At 56.1% G+C, this 17236-nt stretch carries 14 protein-coding genes; 3 read left to right on the plus strand and 11 right to left on the minus strand.

Going from position 1 to position 17236, the window contains the following annotated elements; genetic code table 11:
- Positions 1–9: 9 nt before the first annotated feature.
- From OKC40_RS11560 to OKC40_RS11595, 8 genes are all read right to left on the minus strand, one after another.
- Positions 10–1761: a methyl-accepting chemotaxis protein gene (locus OKC40_RS11560; RefSeq protein WP_234605669.1), complete on the minus strand. Its 1752-nt coding sequence runs from the start codon at positions 1759–1761 to the stop codon at positions 10–12.
- Between the two features lie 43 nt (positions 1762–1804).
- On the minus strand, positions 1805–2374 hold the full coding sequence (locus OKC40_RS11565) for a chemotaxis protein CheW (RefSeq protein ID WP_139409806.1): 570 nt from the start codon (positions 2372–2374) through the stop codon (positions 1805–1807).
- A 12-nt stretch (positions 2375–2386) separates the two neighbouring features.
- Positions 2387–4312 (minus strand): HAMP domain-containing methyl-accepting chemotaxis protein, encoded by a 1926-nt coding sequence (locus OKC40_RS11570; protein ID WP_234605668.1) that lies wholly within the window; start codon positions 4310–4312, stop codon positions 2387–2389.
- Positions 4313–4322: 10 nt separating this feature from the next.
- Entirely contained in the window at positions 4323–6533 is a 2211-nt protein-coding gene (locus tag OKC40_RS11575; protein WP_234605667.1) for a chemotaxis protein CheA, read from the minus strand.
- 22 nt (positions 6534–6555) lie between these two features.
- A complete protein-coding gene (locus OKC40_RS11580; protein WP_058052376.1) occupies positions 6556–6882 on the minus strand; it encodes an STAS domain-containing protein in 327 nt (108 codons plus the stop codon).
- Positions 6883–6895: 13 nt separating this feature from the next.
- Positions 6896–7264, minus strand: coding sequence for a response regulator (locus OKC40_RS11585; protein ID WP_042060288.1), 369 nt, complete (start codon positions 7262–7264; stop codon positions 6896–6898).
- 9 nt (positions 7265–7273) lie between these two features.
- Positions 7274–8488: a methyl-accepting chemotaxis protein gene (locus OKC40_RS11590; protein ID WP_234605666.1), complete on the minus strand. Its 1215-nt coding sequence runs from the start codon at positions 8486–8488 to the stop codon at positions 7274–7276.
- A 252-nt stretch (positions 8489–8740) separates the two neighbouring features.
- Positions 8741–9829, minus strand: coding sequence for a ketoacyl-ACP synthase III (locus OKC40_RS11595; protein WP_021230362.1), 1089 nt, complete (start codon positions 9827–9829; stop codon positions 8741–8743).
- Positions 9830–10054: 225 nt separating this feature from the next.
- Between OKC40_RS11595 and OKC40_RS11600 the strand changes: the two genes are divergently transcribed.
- The 3 genes from OKC40_RS11600 (at position 10055) to OKC40_RS11610 (ending at position 13735) form a co-directional block, all read left to right on the plus strand.
- Positions 10055–10996, plus strand: coding sequence for a LysR family transcriptional regulator (locus OKC40_RS11600; RefSeq protein ID WP_234605665.1), 942 nt, complete (start codon positions 10055–10057; stop codon positions 10994–10996).
- Positions 10997–11123: 127 nt separating this feature from the next.
- The gene (locus tag OKC40_RS11605) at positions 11124–11732 is read left to right on the plus strand and encodes a LysE family translocator (protein ID WP_058052371.1); all 609 of its coding nucleotides are present in this window, start codon (positions 11124–11126) and stop codon (positions 11730–11732) included.
- 143 nt (positions 11733–11875) lie between these two features.
- Positions 11876–13735 carry a peptidase U32 family protein gene (locus tag OKC40_RS11610; protein WP_234605664.1) on the plus strand — a complete coding sequence of 620 codons (1860 nt, stop codon included), beginning with the start codon at positions 11876–11878 and terminating at the stop codon, positions 13733–13735.
- Between the two features lie 88 nt (positions 13736–13823).
- Here OKC40_RS11610 and rbsK read toward each other — a convergent pair whose 3' ends face one another.
- The 3 genes from rbsK to OKC40_RS11625 are packed head-to-tail and all read right to left on the minus strand — an operon-like array spanning position 13824 to position 17042.
- A complete protein-coding gene (gene rbsK, locus OKC40_RS11615) occupies positions 13824–14744 on the minus strand; it encodes a ribokinase (protein ID WP_234605663.1) in 921 nt (306 codons plus the stop codon).
- A gap of 15 nt (positions 14745–14759) precedes the next feature.
- Positions 14760–15761: a GRP family sugar transporter gene (locus tag OKC40_RS11620; RefSeq protein WP_234605660.1), complete on the minus strand. Its 1002-nt coding sequence runs from the start codon at positions 15759–15761 to the stop codon at positions 14760–14762.
- A gap of 60 nt (positions 15762–15821) precedes the next feature.
- Positions 15822–17042, minus strand: a complete 1221-nt coding sequence (locus tag OKC40_RS11625; protein ID WP_270795301.1) for a PfkB family carbohydrate kinase — start codon at positions 17040–17042, stop codon at positions 15822–15824.
- Positions 17043–17236: the final 194 nt, after the last annotated feature.

The raw sequence follows: 17236 nt of genomic DNA on the forward strand, positions 1-17236 counted from the left end.
CTCCCGTGACTAGAACCGGACAAAATCGCCGTCGTTGATGGGGCGTTGTGTGGTGGCGGCCCGCTCCCGACTGTTGGCATTGTTCTCGTTCATGAAGCGCCCTCGGGTAGTGGGGTGAAGGTGCGAGGTGGCTTTGCCTTCTTTGGTGTGGGCCTCCAGGGTAAAGAACTCCATGGCCAGCTGCAGTTGTTCGGCCTGGCTGCTCATCTCTTCCGCTGTGGCAGCCAGCTCTTCGCTGCAAGAGGCATTTTGCTGGGTAACCTGACTCAACTGATTCATGGCCAGGTTGATCTGGCTGACGCCGGTGGACTGTTCATTGGAGGCGGCGCTGATCTCCTGCACCAGGTCCGAGGTCTTGTTGATGGAGGGCACCATCTGATCGAGCAGACGACCGGCTTTTTCCGCCATCTCGACGCTGCTTGACGCCAGTTCGCCAATCTCCTGTGCTGCAACCTGGCTGCGTTCGGCCAGTTTGCGCACCTCCGCCGCCACTACGGCAAAGCCCTTGCCGTGATCGCCGGCGCGCGCCGCTTCGATGGCGGCGTTGAGCGCCAGCAGATTGGTCTGGTAGGCAATATCGTCGATGATGCCAATCCGTCTGGCGATCTGTTTCATGGCATCGACGGTCAGTTTGACCGCTTCACCTCCCTCAACGGCTTCTTTGGCTGCCTTGCTGGCCATGCCATCGGTGACCTGAGCATTATCGGTATTCTGGTTGATGCTGGCGCTCATCTGCTCGATGGAGGCGCTGGTCTCTTCCATGCTGGAGGCCTGTTCACTGCTGGATTGGCTGATCGACTGGGCAGTCGCGCTGACTTGCTCGGCGGCACTGGAGAGATTGTCAGAGGCGCCACGCACTTCGGTGACAATCTTGGTCAGCGAGGCGATAGTGGTGTTTAGCGAATCTTTGGTGGTGCCAAAAATACCGGGATAATCAGCCTCTATCTGTTGGGTCAGATCCCCTTTCGCCAGACACTGTACGACCCGGATAACATCGTTGAGGGTACTGTCGATCACTTCGGCAATCTGGTTTATCCCTTCCCCCATTGCCTGAAAGAAGCCGCTTTTACCCGTCAGCTCCATCCGGCGGTGCAGCTCGCCATTGATCACGGCCTGCACGATGTCGGACATCTCTTTCTCTATCATCACCTCCTTGGTACGGTCTGCCCACTCGACCACGGAGCCTAGTCGCTCGCCGCTATCGTTGAAGACCGGATTGGCAATCAGGGAGAAGGTGCGTCCCCCCAGCTGGATCTGGGTGCGGTAGGTGCTGTTGAGTTTGGCCAGCATGGCGCGCTGATGGCCGGGATTTTTATGAAAGCTGTCGATATTGGCGCCCATCAGCTGATTGGCATTGAAGCTGTAGAGCTCTTTCTTGATGTCGCTTTCAGCCTGATTGAGCATGCCGGTCACCGCCTCGTTCATATAGATAATGTCGAGGTCGGTATCGGCGATCATCACGTTGGTGCTGGCGCAGTCGAGCGCCTTGCGAACCAGCCGGTTTTCATGAAGCAGCATCTGGCTATTCCTGATCTCGTTCCGGCTTTGCTCCAGCTTGCAGCTCAACAGGGCAATCACGTCGTTGACCGCGATGGCCACTTCACGCAGCGGGCTATCCAGTCCGGAAAGTTCGATTGCAGCCGGAGCCTGATCGTCTTCAATGGTGCTCTGTACTTGCCCGATAGCATTGAGTAGTTGGGCCTGCTGTCTTGCTTCGGCCGCGCTGTTTCCGAAGAGTTTGCCAAAGAGTGAGTGGGTCATGAGCGTTTCCTTATGCTGCATGTCGTGGTGTATATGGGCCTGTTCAGGAGGGTTGCAGGTTGCTTTGTGGCAACCTTGCCTGTGGCTGGGCCAGTTCACTGAGTTGAGCCATCTCATCGAGTGACAACACTTTTTCGGTATCGATGAGGATGACGAATTTGCCGTTGACCTTACCCATGCCGCTGATAAAGTCGGCCCGGATGCGGGCACCAAAACTGGGCGGGGGCTCGATATCTGCTTGCGGGATACCCAGCACTTCCGATACGGAATCCACCACGACGCCAATATCCTGACCCACTGGTTCATCGCCCTGTGGGGCCATCCCCTCAATGATGACGATGCAACTGCGGCGAGTGATGAGCGAAGGGGCATTGCCAAAGCGGGCGTTCAAGTCGACGACCGACACGACCGCTCCTCTGAGATTGATTACGCCGCGAATAAAACCGGGCATCATCGGGATCGGAGTGATATTGCCGTATTCGATGATCTCTTTGACTCCCAGAATATTGATGGCGAACATCTCGTTATTGATCAGAAATGTCAGATACTGGGCATCGCCACTGCTCTCGTCAGCGGCCGCTGATGGCACCGTGATGTCGGTGGATGTATGCATGGTCGCCTCCGGTTAGAAACGGACAAAATCCGCTTCATCAATGGCATGGGATGATGGTTGATTGGGCTGGCTGGCCCGTTGTGGCGGTGCGATGAAACTGCCTCTGGGAGGCACGCCCTTGTGGTTGGCCTCATGAACTCTGGCATTAACCTGGGGGCGCTTTTCCAGTGCAAAAAAGGCCATGGTTTGTTGCAGTTCACTGGCTTGCGAGCTCATCTCTTCCGCCGTGGCAGCGAGCTCCTCGCTACTGGCTGCGTTTTGCTGCGTGACCTGATTGAGCTGGCTCATGGCCAGGCTGATCTGGTTGGCCGCGCTGGCCTGTTCCCCGGAAGCAGCATTGATCTCTTGTACCAGATCAGAGGTTTTGCGAATGGAGGGGACGATCTTCTCCAGCAGACTGCCGGCCCGCTCTGCCTTGCTGACGCTGTCGGAGGAGAGCTCGCCAATCTCTTGCGCCGCGATCTGGCTGCGTTCCGCCAGTTTCCTCACCTCGGCGGCAACTACCGCGAAGCCTTTGCCATGTTCTCCGGCGCGAGCCGCCTCGATGGCCGCATTGAGGGCCAGCAGGTTGGTTTGATAGGCGATGTCATCGATGATGCTGACTTTTCTGGCGATTTGCTGCATGGCCGTCACCGTCTGTTGTACGGATTGACCCCCTTCGGTGGCCTCCAGCACCGAGTTACTGGCCATGCTGTCGGTGATCCTGGCGTTCTCGGTGTTCTGGTTGATGCTGGCGCTCATCTGTTCGATAGAGGCGCTGGTCTCCTCCACACTGGCCGCCTGCTCGCTGGTGGCCTGACTCAATGCCTGCGCCGTATTGCTCACCTGATTGGAGGCATTGGTCAGGTTGTCGGCGGCGTTGCGGACCTCTTCGATGATATTGGTTAGCGCAGTGATGGTCTGGTTGAGGCCGTCTTTGGTCTGGCCAAAAATACCGGGGTAGGGTTCATCGATCCGTTGAGTCAGATCCCCTTTGGAGAGCGCGGTGGCGATGCGCATTACATCTTCCAGGCTGGTATCTGTGACATGGGAGAGGCGATTCAGCAGCTCGGATACCCGCTTGATATAGCCCTGGCGATCCTCCAGTGCAATCTTGTGGCTGAAGTCTCCCTGCTCGACGGCGGCGGTGACCAAGGTCTCGATATCCGTGATCAAGGCCCCCAGCTTCTTGACCATGTTGTCCATCGCCATCAAGAGCTGACCCGCTTCATCGTTGGACTCTATCTTGATCGATACATCCAGATTGCCATCGGCCAGACTATTGGCCACACGCAGGGCCTGCTCAATGGGAGTAATGATGCTTTTAATCAGCAGGGTGCCAAACCAGGCGGCGAGCACGATGCCGACCGCGATAACCACCGCCATGGTTATCAGCATCACGTCATACCAGGATTGTGCAGCGGTATATTCCGACTTGGCCACATTGAGCTGCAGGTTGACCAGCTCGGTGATCTTGTTGCCTATCGGGTCGATGGAGCCATAGAGGGTGCCGTCAAAATTGTTCAGCATGCCGGCAATCATGCCGTGCTGGGTGGCGAGGAATTTCTCCAGCTTGCCAATATCGGAATCTGCCGCGTTGAACAGGGTGCTCGCCTCGGCTGACAAGCGCTGCTCCTCCGGGGTGAGAGTGGTGGATTGGTAGTGCTGCCACTCGCTCTTGATGGTCTGCTGGGCCTGTTTTATCTGATTCAACGCCTCTTCTGCCGGGATCAGCCCCGCATTAGCCTTGTTGAGATTGTCGATGATCGAGACGGCATAGCTGTCGGAGATGGTCTTCAGCTGCTTGAGGGGAACCACCCTGTCGTTGTACACGCGCTGTAGCCCGGTATTGCTGCTCTGCATGTTGTATAACCCGAGGCCGCCAACGGCCAGCAGCAGCAGGCAAAGCATGCAGAGCAGCACGATGAGGCGCAATTTGATGGTGGAGTTTTTAAACATGATGGCCCCCTCAGTTGAGGCTGGATTGAGGTTGGTTGCGCGACACCGTCAAGTTGTTGAGCTGACAGGATTCCAGGGTGATCGCGTGCTGGATGAGCGAGGGAATGTCGAGGATCAGGGCGACCTCACCTCCCCCCAGAATGGTTGAGCCACTGATGCCCTGCAGGCGCTGGAACAATTTCCCCAACGGTTTGATGACGGTCTGGAATTCTCCCAGCAGTTCATCCACCACCAGTCCGGATTTTTTGCCTGCATGGCTGACCACGACAATGTTCTCACGCCGCCCCTTGCTGCCATTGGTATCGAAGTAGTGTTGCAGGCGGATAAAGGGCAGCACCTCACCACGCAAATTGATGTAATTGCGCCCCTGGGTGTCGGCCAGTGAACTCTGGGTCAATTCAACGCACTCGATCACCATATCGAGTGGAATGACGTAATGGGTGTCGCAGACTCGCACCAGGAAGCCGTCGATGATGGCGAGGGTCAGCGGCAGGCGGATCTGCACACGGGTTCCTTTTCCCGGGATGCTGTCGAGATCGACCGTACCACGCAGGGCAGTTATGTTGCGTTTGACGACATCCATGCCCACCCCGCGACCGGAGAGGTTGGTGATCGACTCTGCGGTGGAGAACCCCGGCTCGAAGATCAGGTTGTATATCTCCTGATCCGTCAGCGTGGTGGTTGCGCTGATCAGACCGCGTTCGATGGCTTTTTGCTGGATCCTGGCTTTGTTGAGACCGGCGCCGTCATCCCGAATTTCGATGACGATACTGTTGGAGTCGTGATAGGCGTTGAGATTCAGGGTGCCGCGGGGGGATTTGCCTGCCAGCAGCCGTTGTTCTGCCGATTCGATGCCGTGATCCATCGAGTTTCTGACCAGATGCATCAGCGGATCGCCGATCTTCTCTACTACCGACTTGTCCAATTCGGTCTCGGCTCCGGAGATCACCAGAGTGATATCCTTGTTCAGCTCCTGGCTGACATCGCGCACTACCCGCTGGAAGCGGTTGAAGGTATCGCCGATAGGCACCATTCGCAGGCGCAGCGCGCTGTCACGGATCTCTTCCACCAGCATGGCAATGACCGAGGTGGCTTCCTGTAGCTGGCTTTCTCGGGTGCGCTGGGCCAGCAGATTGGCTCCTGAACTGGCGACCACCAACTCCCCGACCAGATTGATCAGATCGTCCAGCTTGTCGGCATGTACCCTGACGTAACGACCCTCTTTACTCTTGCTCTCCTTGGTCTGGTTTTGTTTTTTCAGGGCGGCATCGACTACGGCTTCATTGACGGCACCCTGCGCAATCAGGATTTCTCCGAGCTTGGGCGCTTGCTCAGCCGGGGTTGCTTGCTGTGCCTGAAGACCGTTTGCTAACTCCTCTGCGGTCAGTGCGCCGGTGTTGACCAGCAACTGACCCAGCATGGCGTTGTCTTCCGGCAGCGACTCGATCAGGTTGATGAACTCGGCGATCTTGCTGTGGGGCGGCAAAATGGTGATCTGGCAGTCATCTCTGACAAATTCAAAGACATCGCTGATGGCCGTCTTGTCTGCCTGCGAGTCGAAGTCTATCTCGTAGCCGAGGTAGCAATTCTCAGGATCGAACTGCTCCCAATCTGGTAGTCCTTGATGGATGGTCTCCACCGAGCAGAGGGTTCCGAGTGTGCCGAGATAGCGCAGAAATGCGGCGGGATCCATGCCATTGCGCAGCACATCGGGACCAAAACGCAGGGAGATATGCCACAAGGAGGCGGAGCTGGTAATCCCTCCCTCTTTTTCGATTTTTGGTTCCGGCGTATGCACCGTATCTGGCAGCGTGGTATGGGGGACGCACTGATGACGGGTGAGGGTGAGCCTCAGCCGTTCATCCTGGCTGGCATCGCCATCGCTTAACGTGCTGCCCTGTTCCGCAACGACACTGATGAGCGTCTGGATGTGGTCACAGCTCTCCAGCAGATCCTTGATCAGAGGGGAGGTGACGGTGAGCTGCTGATTGCGGATCTGGTCGAGCAGATCCTCGATGATATGGGTAAACCCGACGATGGGCTGCAGACCAAACAGGCCAGCAGACCCTTTGATGGTGTGAGCTGCACGGAAGATAGCGCCAATCAGCTCGCTATTGTCAGGGTCAGCCTCCAGTGAGAGCAGCGCTGACTCCATCTCTTCGAGCAACTCGCGTGCCTCGGCGATATAGGTTTGTAAAGCCTGATCAAGATCGATGCTCACGGTGACTCCTTGTCATGCTGGCTCAGGGCCGTTCGCCATGGGTGATGAGGGTGGGGTCGCCAAAAAAGGCCGAGAGCTGGCATAGCTCCAGCAGTTCAAGCACAACATGGCTATGCCAGACCAGCGCCAGGGAGGTGCCTTGCTGCAGTGCGGTTTTCTTTGCCGCCAGCAGCAGTTGCAGCCCTGCGCTGTCTATCTCGGATACCGCCGCCAGATTCAGCTCCAGTTCGCGCCCCTGATGCAATAAGGGCGAAAGTGCCTCTTTCAGCTCGCTGACTGTATAGATGGTGATCTCGTCCGGCAGGGTCACCACCACCTTGTTGTCGAGCCGCTCGCTCTGTAGTTGCATGATGCACTCCGGATCACGGCATGATGAGCTTGGCGACAGCGGCCAGCATCTGCTCGGGCTGGAAGGGCTTCACCACCCAGGCTTTGGCTCCTGCAGCTTGTCCTTCCTGCTTCTTGCTGTCTTGCGATTCGGTGGTCAGCATGATGATGGGGGTGAATTTATAGCTGGCCAGCTTTTTGGCCTCTTTGACGAAGGTAATGCCATCCATGTTCGGCATGTTGACGTCACTGATGATCAGGTTGATCTTCTTGCCATCAAGTTTCTTGAGTGCATCCTTGCCATCGCTCGCCTCCATCACTTCATAACCGGCGCCCTTGAGGGTCATGCCTACGACTTGGCGAATGGTTGCCGAGTCATCCACGATCAGGATCGTTTTGCCCATATCTCTCTCCTAGAAAAATGTGATGTCGGCGCTGCTTGGTTGCGCTTTGGTAGAACGGGTGGTGCGACCATGGTGAATATTGCGCTGCTCGTCGGTGGCGTATGAGAGCTCCATCTCTGCCAGCCAGCGATTGGCATCGATCTGGATTGGTCCGGATGAATTGCTGTTTTGCTCGGAAGCAATCAGGTGGCTGGAGAGGCTCTCCATGTTTTGTCTGACGTGGCTGAGGATCTGGCTGACCCTGTCTTGAAATTGCAGCGAGACAATGACGCTGGAGATTTCGCGGTGGATATCGGTGCTCTCGTTTTGCAACAGGGAGGCGGATTCCGCCAGGCTGTCGGTGGCATGGCGGAAACGGGCCAGCACCTGTTCGATGGTCTGCTCCGAATTGAGCGCCGAGGCGTGATCCCGTGCGGCAGCATTTTCGGCAATCTGGAAGGCGCGACCGATAGCGGTATTGATGGTCTCGACTTTGTCGGTCATCTTCTGGGCGGTTTCGCTGGAGAGGCGGGAGAGGTTGCGCACTTCATCAGCGACCACAGCAAAGCCACGACCGGCTTCCCCTGCCCGGGCTGCTTCAATGGCGGCGTTGAGGGCCAACAGGTTGGTCTGGGAGGCGATCTTGGCCACATCCATGGCCATGGTGTTGAGCTCTATGGTGTAGGTGGTCAGGCTTTTTATCTCACCCAGCATGGCGTCCCGATTGGCTTGGGCGGAATGCAGGATGGCAACCACCTCATTGAGTTGCCGCTGGCTCTCGCTCAAGACTCCGGCCATGCCACGGGAATTGGCATCACCCAGTTCACCGGCTGCCAGATGGGAGGCATTGACCGCCTCTTCCAGCTTGTTGGCAAGCCCGCTGAAGCGCTGGGTCAGGTCAATCATCGCCGCTTCGGTTTGTTGACGAGAGTTTTCAATCTGTTGGGACCAGATGGGCAGCGCCTTCTCGCACACCTGTTCCAGCCCGACGATGGAGTGGGCGATGGCATTCGTGGCAGCGGGTTCTATCTGTTCGGTACGATTGCGGTGTATGTGCTGATGGAAGTGACTCGATGTCCAGAGGGCGGCGGCAATGGCAACCAGCACATTGAGCAGCAGGTAGAGAGGTGACAGCGCATCGGCGAGTTGCAGCAACAGACAGCTCAGCAGACCGAGCCCGATGCAGCAAATCCAGCAAACCGGTTCCCAAAGCGGTGTGTTCACGCCACTTTTGTGTTGTGCCATACGTAGCTTATCCCTGTGCAATTATTTGGTAAGAGGTAAAGGAGCGGGACTGCAACAGTCATGGTGCCCCTTGAAGCTCTTTTCTTTATTTATAGTTGGCACAATAAGGTTAGCGGAAAAAAATAAATTGGCTGCAAATCGGATTTGTTTGTATCAGCGATTGCCGTATCGAGAGGATTGCGAAGGATGAGCGGAGAGAGGTGGAGAGAAAAAGGAGAGCAGGAGCCTGATGATTCAGGCTCCTGATGAGGATCAGGCCTCGTTGGCGTGGGCCTTCTGGCACCCTTCGACGGCGTGGGCGATCAGCTCCAGCGCGCTCTTGTCGCACGGCGGCAGTTCGGCATCGCACGCCTTGATGGGGGTGACGCGATCGCCCCACTTGATGATGGCGGCACCCCAGGTCAGACCGGCACCGAAGGCGGCGGTCAGCAGATAGGAGTTCGGCTTGACGCGACCCTGCTCCAGCGCTTCGCACAGGGCGATGGGCACGGTGGCGGCGGAGGTGTTGCCGTAGTTTTCGATGTTGACCATTACCTTCTCCATCGGCGCGTTCATCCGCTTGGCGAGGGTTTCGATGATGCGGATGTTGGCCTGATGGGGGACGATCAGGTCGACCTGCTCCGGCGCAATGCCAGCCTGCGCTAATACAGTGCTGGTGGCTTCACCCATGCCGCGTACGGCGCGTTTGAAGATCTCCGGGCCTTCGAAGTTGAAGGTGAACAGGCCGTCGATATCGGCAAAACGCACCCGATCGGTACCGAAGTTCGGTACGTGCAGGATCTCCCGGGCTTCGCTGTCACAGCCGAGCTTGTTGGCAATCAGGCCACACTCCTGCTCGCTTGCCTCGATCACCACGGCACCGGCGCCATCGCCAAACAGTACGGCGGTATCGCGGCGTGCCCAGTCCAGCAGGTAGGTGAGGCGTTCGGCGCCAATCACCAGCACCTTCTTCATCATGCCGGTCTGCACCAGTGAGGTAGCGACGGAGAGGGAGTAGACAAAACCGGTGCAAGCGGCGTTGAGGTCAAACACGGCGGCGTTGACGGCCCCGAGCTTCTTCTGCACCGCAGAGGCGGCGCTTGGCAGCAGGTTGTCCGGGGTGGCGGTCGCCAGGATGATGCCATCGAGATCGCTCGCTTCCAGACCGGCACAAGCCAGCGCGCGGCGACCGGCCAAGGTTGCCAGATCCGAAGTGCTGACGTGGGAGATCCGGCGAGCCTTGATGCCGGTGCGCGGATAGATCCACTCGTCTGACGTATCCATGATGGTGCTGAGGTCATCGTTGGTCAGCACGGAGGGAGGCAGGCATTTGCCCCAGCCGGTGATATTGGCGTATTTCATCTTGTTACCGCTTCTCAAAGTGGATCGCCCGCGGGCGGAAAATCGTGCAATTATGCCGTACGAGACAACCACTGTCATCTTGTGGTCATGGTTATGTGCAGGGCGAGCGGCTGCGCCATCTGGCCGCAAAGGGCTGCAACGTGCTGAACATGGCAGGAAATTTTGCTTAAAACGCGGGGCTCGTCTGCCCTAAGATAGGCGTTTCGCCACCGATGAGGGTATCCCTTGCTCAGAGCCAATCTCAACTTGCTGCCGACCCTCAAGGTGCTGCTGGAGACCCGTAATATCAGCCGCGCCGCCGAGCTGCTGCACCTGAGTCAACCCTCCATCAGCAAGCAGCTTGCCCAGCTGCGTAGCGAGTTTGACGATGAGTTGCTGGTGCGGGAGGGGCAACGCTGGCTGCTGACGCCGCGTGCCGAACTGCTGGCTGCCCAGCTGGCGGATTCTCTCGGTGCGTTGGAGCGGCTCTACGAGGCGCCCGGGTTTGACCCGAGCCGCTGCGAGCGGGTATTTCGGCTCGCTTCTTCTGATTATGTTGCCCAACATATTCTGCCCGATATCTGCGCCGCGCTCGCCAACGAGGCGCCGTTGGCGGCGCTGGAGTACAGCCTGTGGGATAAGCGTCAGCTGCCGCAACTGTGGCAGTCCGAGCTCGATTTGGTCTCCACCATCACCGAGCAGGTACCGGATCAGATCCGTGGTCTGCATCAGGGGGAAGATCGGCTGGCGGTGCTGATGGGACGTCACCATCCGCTGGCAGGCAAGGCGCTGAGTCTCGATGACTATCTCGCCTGGCCTCACCTGCAGGTGAGCGGCGGTGGCGACAAGGACAGTCCGGTGGAGCAGGTGTTGGCGCCGCAGGGACTGAGTCGGCGCTGGTTTGCCAGAGTTCCCTTCTTTCAGGCGGCGGTGGAGGTGTTGCTGCGCACCGATTGCCTGATGACCACCCCGGCTCATATCGCCTGGCAGCTCTCCTGCGGCCATGAGCTCACCTTTGTCGATTTGCCGTTTGCTACCCGCGACCAGCAGTATCATCTGCTGTGGCATCAGCGCCACCATCAGGATCCGGCCCACCGCTGGTTTCGCGAGCTGGCCTACCCCTTCCTGCGGGATCACCTGCAACGCACAGTCGGCGAGAGTCGCAAGCTGCTCGAACTCGGTGATTAGCCCCAGTCAGTTGTGTGGTGCTATAGCCATCAGTTATGGGTTCTATTCATAACTTTCACTACTGGCATAATGGCTCAGCCCGTACCCTGAGTGCAGGTCATCATATCGAGCACAAAAGAGGAAAAGTATGGAATTGACGAGTTGGCTGGCACTGGCCGCAATCTGCGTGATGGGCGCCATCAGCCCGGGGCCGAGTCTGGCGCTGATCATCCGCAACACGGTGCAGGGCGGGCAGGGTCACGGCGTCGCCACCGCGCTCGGTCACGGCTTCGGGGTTGGTATCTATGCGCTGGTGACCGCACTTGGCCTCTCCATTCTGATCACCCAGACCCCGATCCTGTTTGATCTGATCCGCTACGGCGGCGCCGCATTTCTTGCCTGGCTCGGGGTGAAAGCCCTGCTTGCCAAACCTGCCAGTGGCGAAGCGAGTGAAGAGGTGCATCAGTTGCGTGGTCGGCAGGGGGCATTTGAAGGCTTTATGGTGGCCTTCCTTAATCCCCAGCTGGCGGTCTTCTTTATCGCCCTGTTCAGCCAGTTTGTGCGAGCCGATACCGGCTGGAGCGAAGGGGGCATCATGATGCTCACCGCGGGCGGGATCGACGCCGTCTGGTACGTGCTGGTGGCGCTGGTGCTCTCGCGTGGGCCCGTACTGGCGTGGCTCAAAGCCAAATCCTTTGTGATCGACAAGGTGAGCGGCCTGGTGCTGCTTGGGTTGGCCTTGAAGGTGGTGCTTTAGTCCTCTCGTGGGCGATCTGTTGCTGGCACTCAAAGCGGTTATCTAATCCTGCATTTTGCGGATACCTTAAGCGGGATCAAGGCACGCGGGCGGTGAATGGGCTAGAGTAGCGGCCATTTGCTGTCCGCCCTGATCCCGAGACCATGCACCAGAACAAGCACCCTTTAAGCCACAACAACCGGTTGGAGCTGCTGGCTCCGGCCAAGAACCTCGCCTACGGCATCGAAGCCATCAACCATGGTGCGGATGCCGTCTACATGGGTGGCCCCGCCTTTGGCGCCCGCAGTGCGGCGGGCAACTCCCTCGAAGATATCGAAGCGCTGGCGCGTCACGCCCACCGTTTCGGTGCCCAGGTCTTTGTCGCTTTCAACACCCTGCTGCACGATCACGAGCTGGAGCAGGCGCGTCGCCTGACCCACCAGATTTATGAAGCCGGGGCCGATGCGCTGATCGTGCAGGACATGGGGCTGCTGGCGCTGGACCTCCCTCCCATCGCGCTCCATGCCAGTACCCAAACCGACAACCGCACACCGGAGAAGGTGAAGTTTCTGCAGGATGTGGGCTTCTCTCAGGTGGTGCTGGCGCGCGAACTGTCGCTGGCGCAGATCCGCGAGATCAGTGCGGCGACCAATGTGCAGCTGGAGTTCTTTATCCACGGTGCGCTCTGCGTCTCCTACAGCGGCCAGTGCAATATCAGCCATGCCCGTACCGGGCGCAGCGCCAACCGCGGTGAATGTGCCCAGCTCTGCCGTCTGCCCTGCTCGCTGCAAAAGCCGGATGGTGAAGTGCTGGTGGCCGACAGCCACCTGCTGTCGCTCAAGGATATGGATCAGACCGACAACCTGGAGGCGCTGATCGAAGCGGGCATCCGCTCCTTCAAGATCGAAGGGCGTCTCAAGGGGCTCGACTACGTCAAGAACGTCACTGCCTGGTATCGCCAGAAGCTGGACGCCATTCTCGACAGCCGCTCCGATCTGGTGGCCGCTTCGGCAGGTCGTTGCAGTTACAGCTTCGAGCCGGATCCGAAAAAGAGCTTCAACCGTGGTGCAACCGATTATTTCCTCAATGGTCGTCAGCAGGGGATCGACTCCACCAAGAGCCCGAAATATGTGGGCGAGCCGCTGGGGCGAGTCACCAAGGTGACTCGTGACGGTATCGAGATCGACGGCAAGCAGGTCAGCCTCAACAACGGCGACGGTCTCGGCTTCTTCAAGCCGAACAACGAGCTGGTGGGGATGCGCCTCAACAAGGTCGAAGGTAAGCAGTTACTCCTGTCAGAACGCATGCCGGGGCTGAAGGTGGGGACCGAAATCTACCGTAACCACGATCAGGCGTTCAGCAAGATGTTGGAAAAGGCGAGCGCGGATCGCCGCATCCGGGTCGATATGGTGCTGGCAGAGTGCGATGAGGGCGTGAGCCTCACGCTTACCGATGAGCAGGGTATCAGCGCCGCGGTGACGCTTCCCTGTGACAAACAGCCTGCCGACAACCCGGAGCGGGCGTTGCAACAGGCGCGTGACCAGCTCGGCAAACTCGGCAATACCCTGTTTGTGGCGCGCAAGATTGAGTTGGTATTCACTCACCCGCTATTTATCGCGGCATCACAGCTCAACGGCTTGCGCCGGGATGGCATCGCCGCGCTGGAGGCGGCGCGGGTGGCCAGTTATCAGCGTCCCGAGCGACGCATCGCCCTGCGGGATATCAGTTATCCCCAGCACCGTCTCTCCTATCTTGGCAACGTACTGAACAGCGCCGCCGAGCAGTTCTTCCGCGAACACGGGGTGGAGCGTATTGCCCCCGCCTACGAGGCGAACAAGGAGGAGGGTGAAGTGGTGTTGATGATCACCAAGCACTGCATCCGTTACAGCCAGAACCTCTGCCCGAAAGAGGTGCCCGGTCTCAAGGCCGAGCCGCTGGAGCTCAAGATGGGTAAAGACACCTTCCGCCTGCGTTTTGACTGCAACCGCTGCGAAATGCAGGTCATGGGGAGTTTGAAGAGGTGATTGCCGAACTTCAGTTCTGTTAAATCAGAGCGGGTCAGGAAGAAATAAAAAGCCCCGGAGCATGACTCCGGGGCTTTTGTTTGTGGCATTAATGGTTGAACTGTTCGACCTCTTCCCTGCTCGGAATGGAGCTTTGCGCCCCCATGCGGCTGACCGAGATGGCACTGGCACGGTGGGCAAAGAGCACGGCATCGCGCAGGGATTTCCCTTCACTCAGCGCAACGGTTAATGCGCCATTGAAGGTATCGCCAGCAGCGGTGGTATCTTTGGCATCGACCCGGAAGCCCGCAATGATCTCCTTGATGCCATCGGCACTTTGCAGATACGCCCCCTTCTCACCCAGCGTGATGATCACATTCTTCACCCCTTTTTGCTGCAACAGGGTGGCGGCCTCTTCTGCGCTGGCGTGATCAGTCACCTTGATGCCAGTCAGGATCTCGGTTTCTGTCTCGTTGGGGGTGATAAGGTCGATATAGGGATAGACATCATCACTCAAGGGTTTGGCGGGGGCCGGGTTGATAATCACATAGGTATTGGCCTGGTGGGCCTCTTTGGCTGCCAGCTCAACTCCATCAATCGGTGTTTCCAGCTGCATCAGCAAGTAGTCTGCCTGGCGCAGGCTATCGAGTTGCTCGGTAACAAATGCTTTGGTCAGCATGGCATTGGCGTTGGGGGCAACACTGATGCAGTTGCAGCCCTGCTCATCGACCATGATAAGGGCCAAGCCGGTGGCCACATCGTCCAGTTGAACCATTTTGCTGGTATCCATACCGGATCGCTGATAATCCGCGATCAACTGGTTGGCAAAATCATCTTTACCCAGGCAGGAGATAAAACTGAGTTTACCGCCCATGTTGCTGACAGCTACTGCCTGGTTGGCGCCTTTGCCACCGCGAGCGCTGAAAAACTCATAGCCGATGATGGTCTCGCCTTTTTTTGGCAGATGGCTGGATTTGTTAACCAGATCCTGATTGGTACTACCCAGAACGACAATTTTATTATTCAACATGATAGTTATCCTGTATTAAATGCTATTCGCGGCGATGATCAGAGCAATGCCAAGAATATAGAAAGCAAACATAGCGTTGATGAGCTTGTTGGTTCCGGCTGGTGCGCTGGCAAATTCACGCCAGACAAAGACACCCCAAATAACGGCAATCATGGTGGCACCCTGACCGAGGCCATAGGAAATAGCGTAGCCAGCCGGGCCTGAGGCCAAAATGCTGAAGCTCATGCCAATACTCCAGATAATGCCACCGAGAATACCGACCGCATGCTCTTTGATGGTTCCTTTGAAGTAATCGCTACCATCAATGACCGGGCCAGAGATTGGCTTCTTCATCATGATGGTATTCCAGACAAAACTGGAGAGGAGCACACCAACGGCGAAGAAGACCAGTGCGGAATAAGGAGTGAGCAAACCGGCTGCTGGTGCAGAAAAATCAGCGGCCATAGAGGCTGCGACAAAGCGATAGAACCAGCCCATGACCACACCGGCAATGATGGCAGTGATCAAACCACGCATTTTTGCACTCTGCTGCTGCTTGAGACGGCCGTAAGCAATAGCAGTCAAGATAATCGCAACGGTGACACAGGCAACGCCGATAAAGAGCACATAAGGTTCGCCAACCGGTACGGCCAGATAATTGACGATAACGCCAAGTACCAGTGCAATCCCGACGCCAACCGGGAACGCAACAGCCATTCCCGCCAGCGCAATAGCGGCTACCAGCAAGATATTACCCAGGTTGAAAATGATGCCACCGAGGATGGCCAGGCCAAAGTTGTGCCAATCAGCTTGCTGTAAATCGGCTATAAAGTGGCGGCCTTCATCACCGGACGAGCCTAACGTGAACGCCAGCAGCAAGGTAAACAACAGGATGCCGATTGAATAGTCCCAATAATATAACTGGAAAGGCCATTTTTTTTCATCAACCAGCTTGGTGGTGTTGGCCCAAGAGCCCCAACATATCATGGTAATAATACACATGATAATCGCAATGGAGTACGAGTGGATGACTAACATAAATACCTCTGTCAGTAATAGTGTAAATAGATTGGCAGTTAATTTGTTTGCAGTGTGTTGTTACAAATTATTTGTGGATAACCTTGCTTCAACCAGAGATGTGTCTGGCATATTTGATGCACCACGACGTTCGACTTTCAATGATGCGAATGCATTGGCAAATATCAGTGAATCTTCAATCGATTTACCATTGGCAATAGAAGCAGCAAGCGAACCATTAAATGAGTCGCCAGCCCCGCTGCTATCAATTACGGCTGCCTTGTGCCCAACCAAATGAAAGTGGCGGTTCCCGTTAAAATAGTGGCACCCTTTATCACCCAGCGTGATGATGACATGTTTAACCCCCAGCTTATATATTCTCTCTGCCGCCAGTCTGGCTGATTCATGATCATTGATAACAATGCCAGACAAATCAGAAGCCTCAATTTCATTGGGGGTGATGATATCGACAAAAGGCAATATTTTCTTCACGCTATCATTATATGGCGTCGGGTTGAGAATGGTCGTCGCACCACTTTTCTTTGCATAAGTTATCGCAAGTGACATGATGTCGAAGTTGTTTTCAAGTTGGGTCAAAAAAACGCGACAGTCACGAATATAATCGAGATCATGAATAATATCATCTACTGTGATGTGGCTGTTGGCACCCAAGTTAATTGCAATTTCATTTTCGCCAGAGGGTTGTGACACCAGAATAATGGCATTACCCGTTGGGTGCTCTGCATCCTCAAGAATATTCAATGAGGCAATGTTGGCATTCGCCAGGTAGTTTTTGGCTCTATCGGCAAACAGGTCCTGACCCACTTTGATTGTCAGGTGGACCTGATCATTTATTTTTGCAGCCGCAATTGCCTGGTTTGCTCCCTTGCCACCACCATAATATTTAGTAGAGTGAGCCAGCACACTTTCCCCAACTTTTGGAAATTCATTTACTTCTAATACAATGTCAATATTGAATGATCCCAATATATAAATCTCTGGAGAGGTTTCATTGGCCCTGCTTACCGCAGGGTAACTCCTGGCCTTGGTGGTGGAGGGAGCCTCAAGCAGAGTCGATATATTGTTGATGGATGTTGATTCAAAATAGATGTCTTCATCATGTTTGATCAATCTGGCACCGCCATAGAACATTTCGCAAAGATGCTTGCCAGCTAGCGCCTGTAAATCATTGCGGATCGTTCTTTCGGTCACAGAAAAAGTACCGGCCAACGCTTTTACACTGACTTCTTTGTCAATTATCAGGCGCGTTTTGATCAGGCGTTGTCGGTCATTTTTATTCATTCAATATGGATTCGCTAACGGTCATTAAAAGTGGTTTGTGGTCAGCATAATACTAATTGAGCAGAGGGTAAAAATGAATGGCAATCACACTTGATAATCTGGAACGGAAAGGAAATTTCCATTTCAATTGTTGTTTTTTCGTTGGGTCATGGTTGTTGGATGTTGCGATATTACCTTAATGTGAAGGCTATCAT

It is taken from the genome of Aeromonas sp. QDB11, assembly GCF_027705265.1.
GTDB classification, from domain to species: Bacteria; Pseudomonadota; Gammaproteobacteria; order Enterobacterales; family Aeromonadaceae; genus Aeromonas; species Aeromonas allosaccharophila.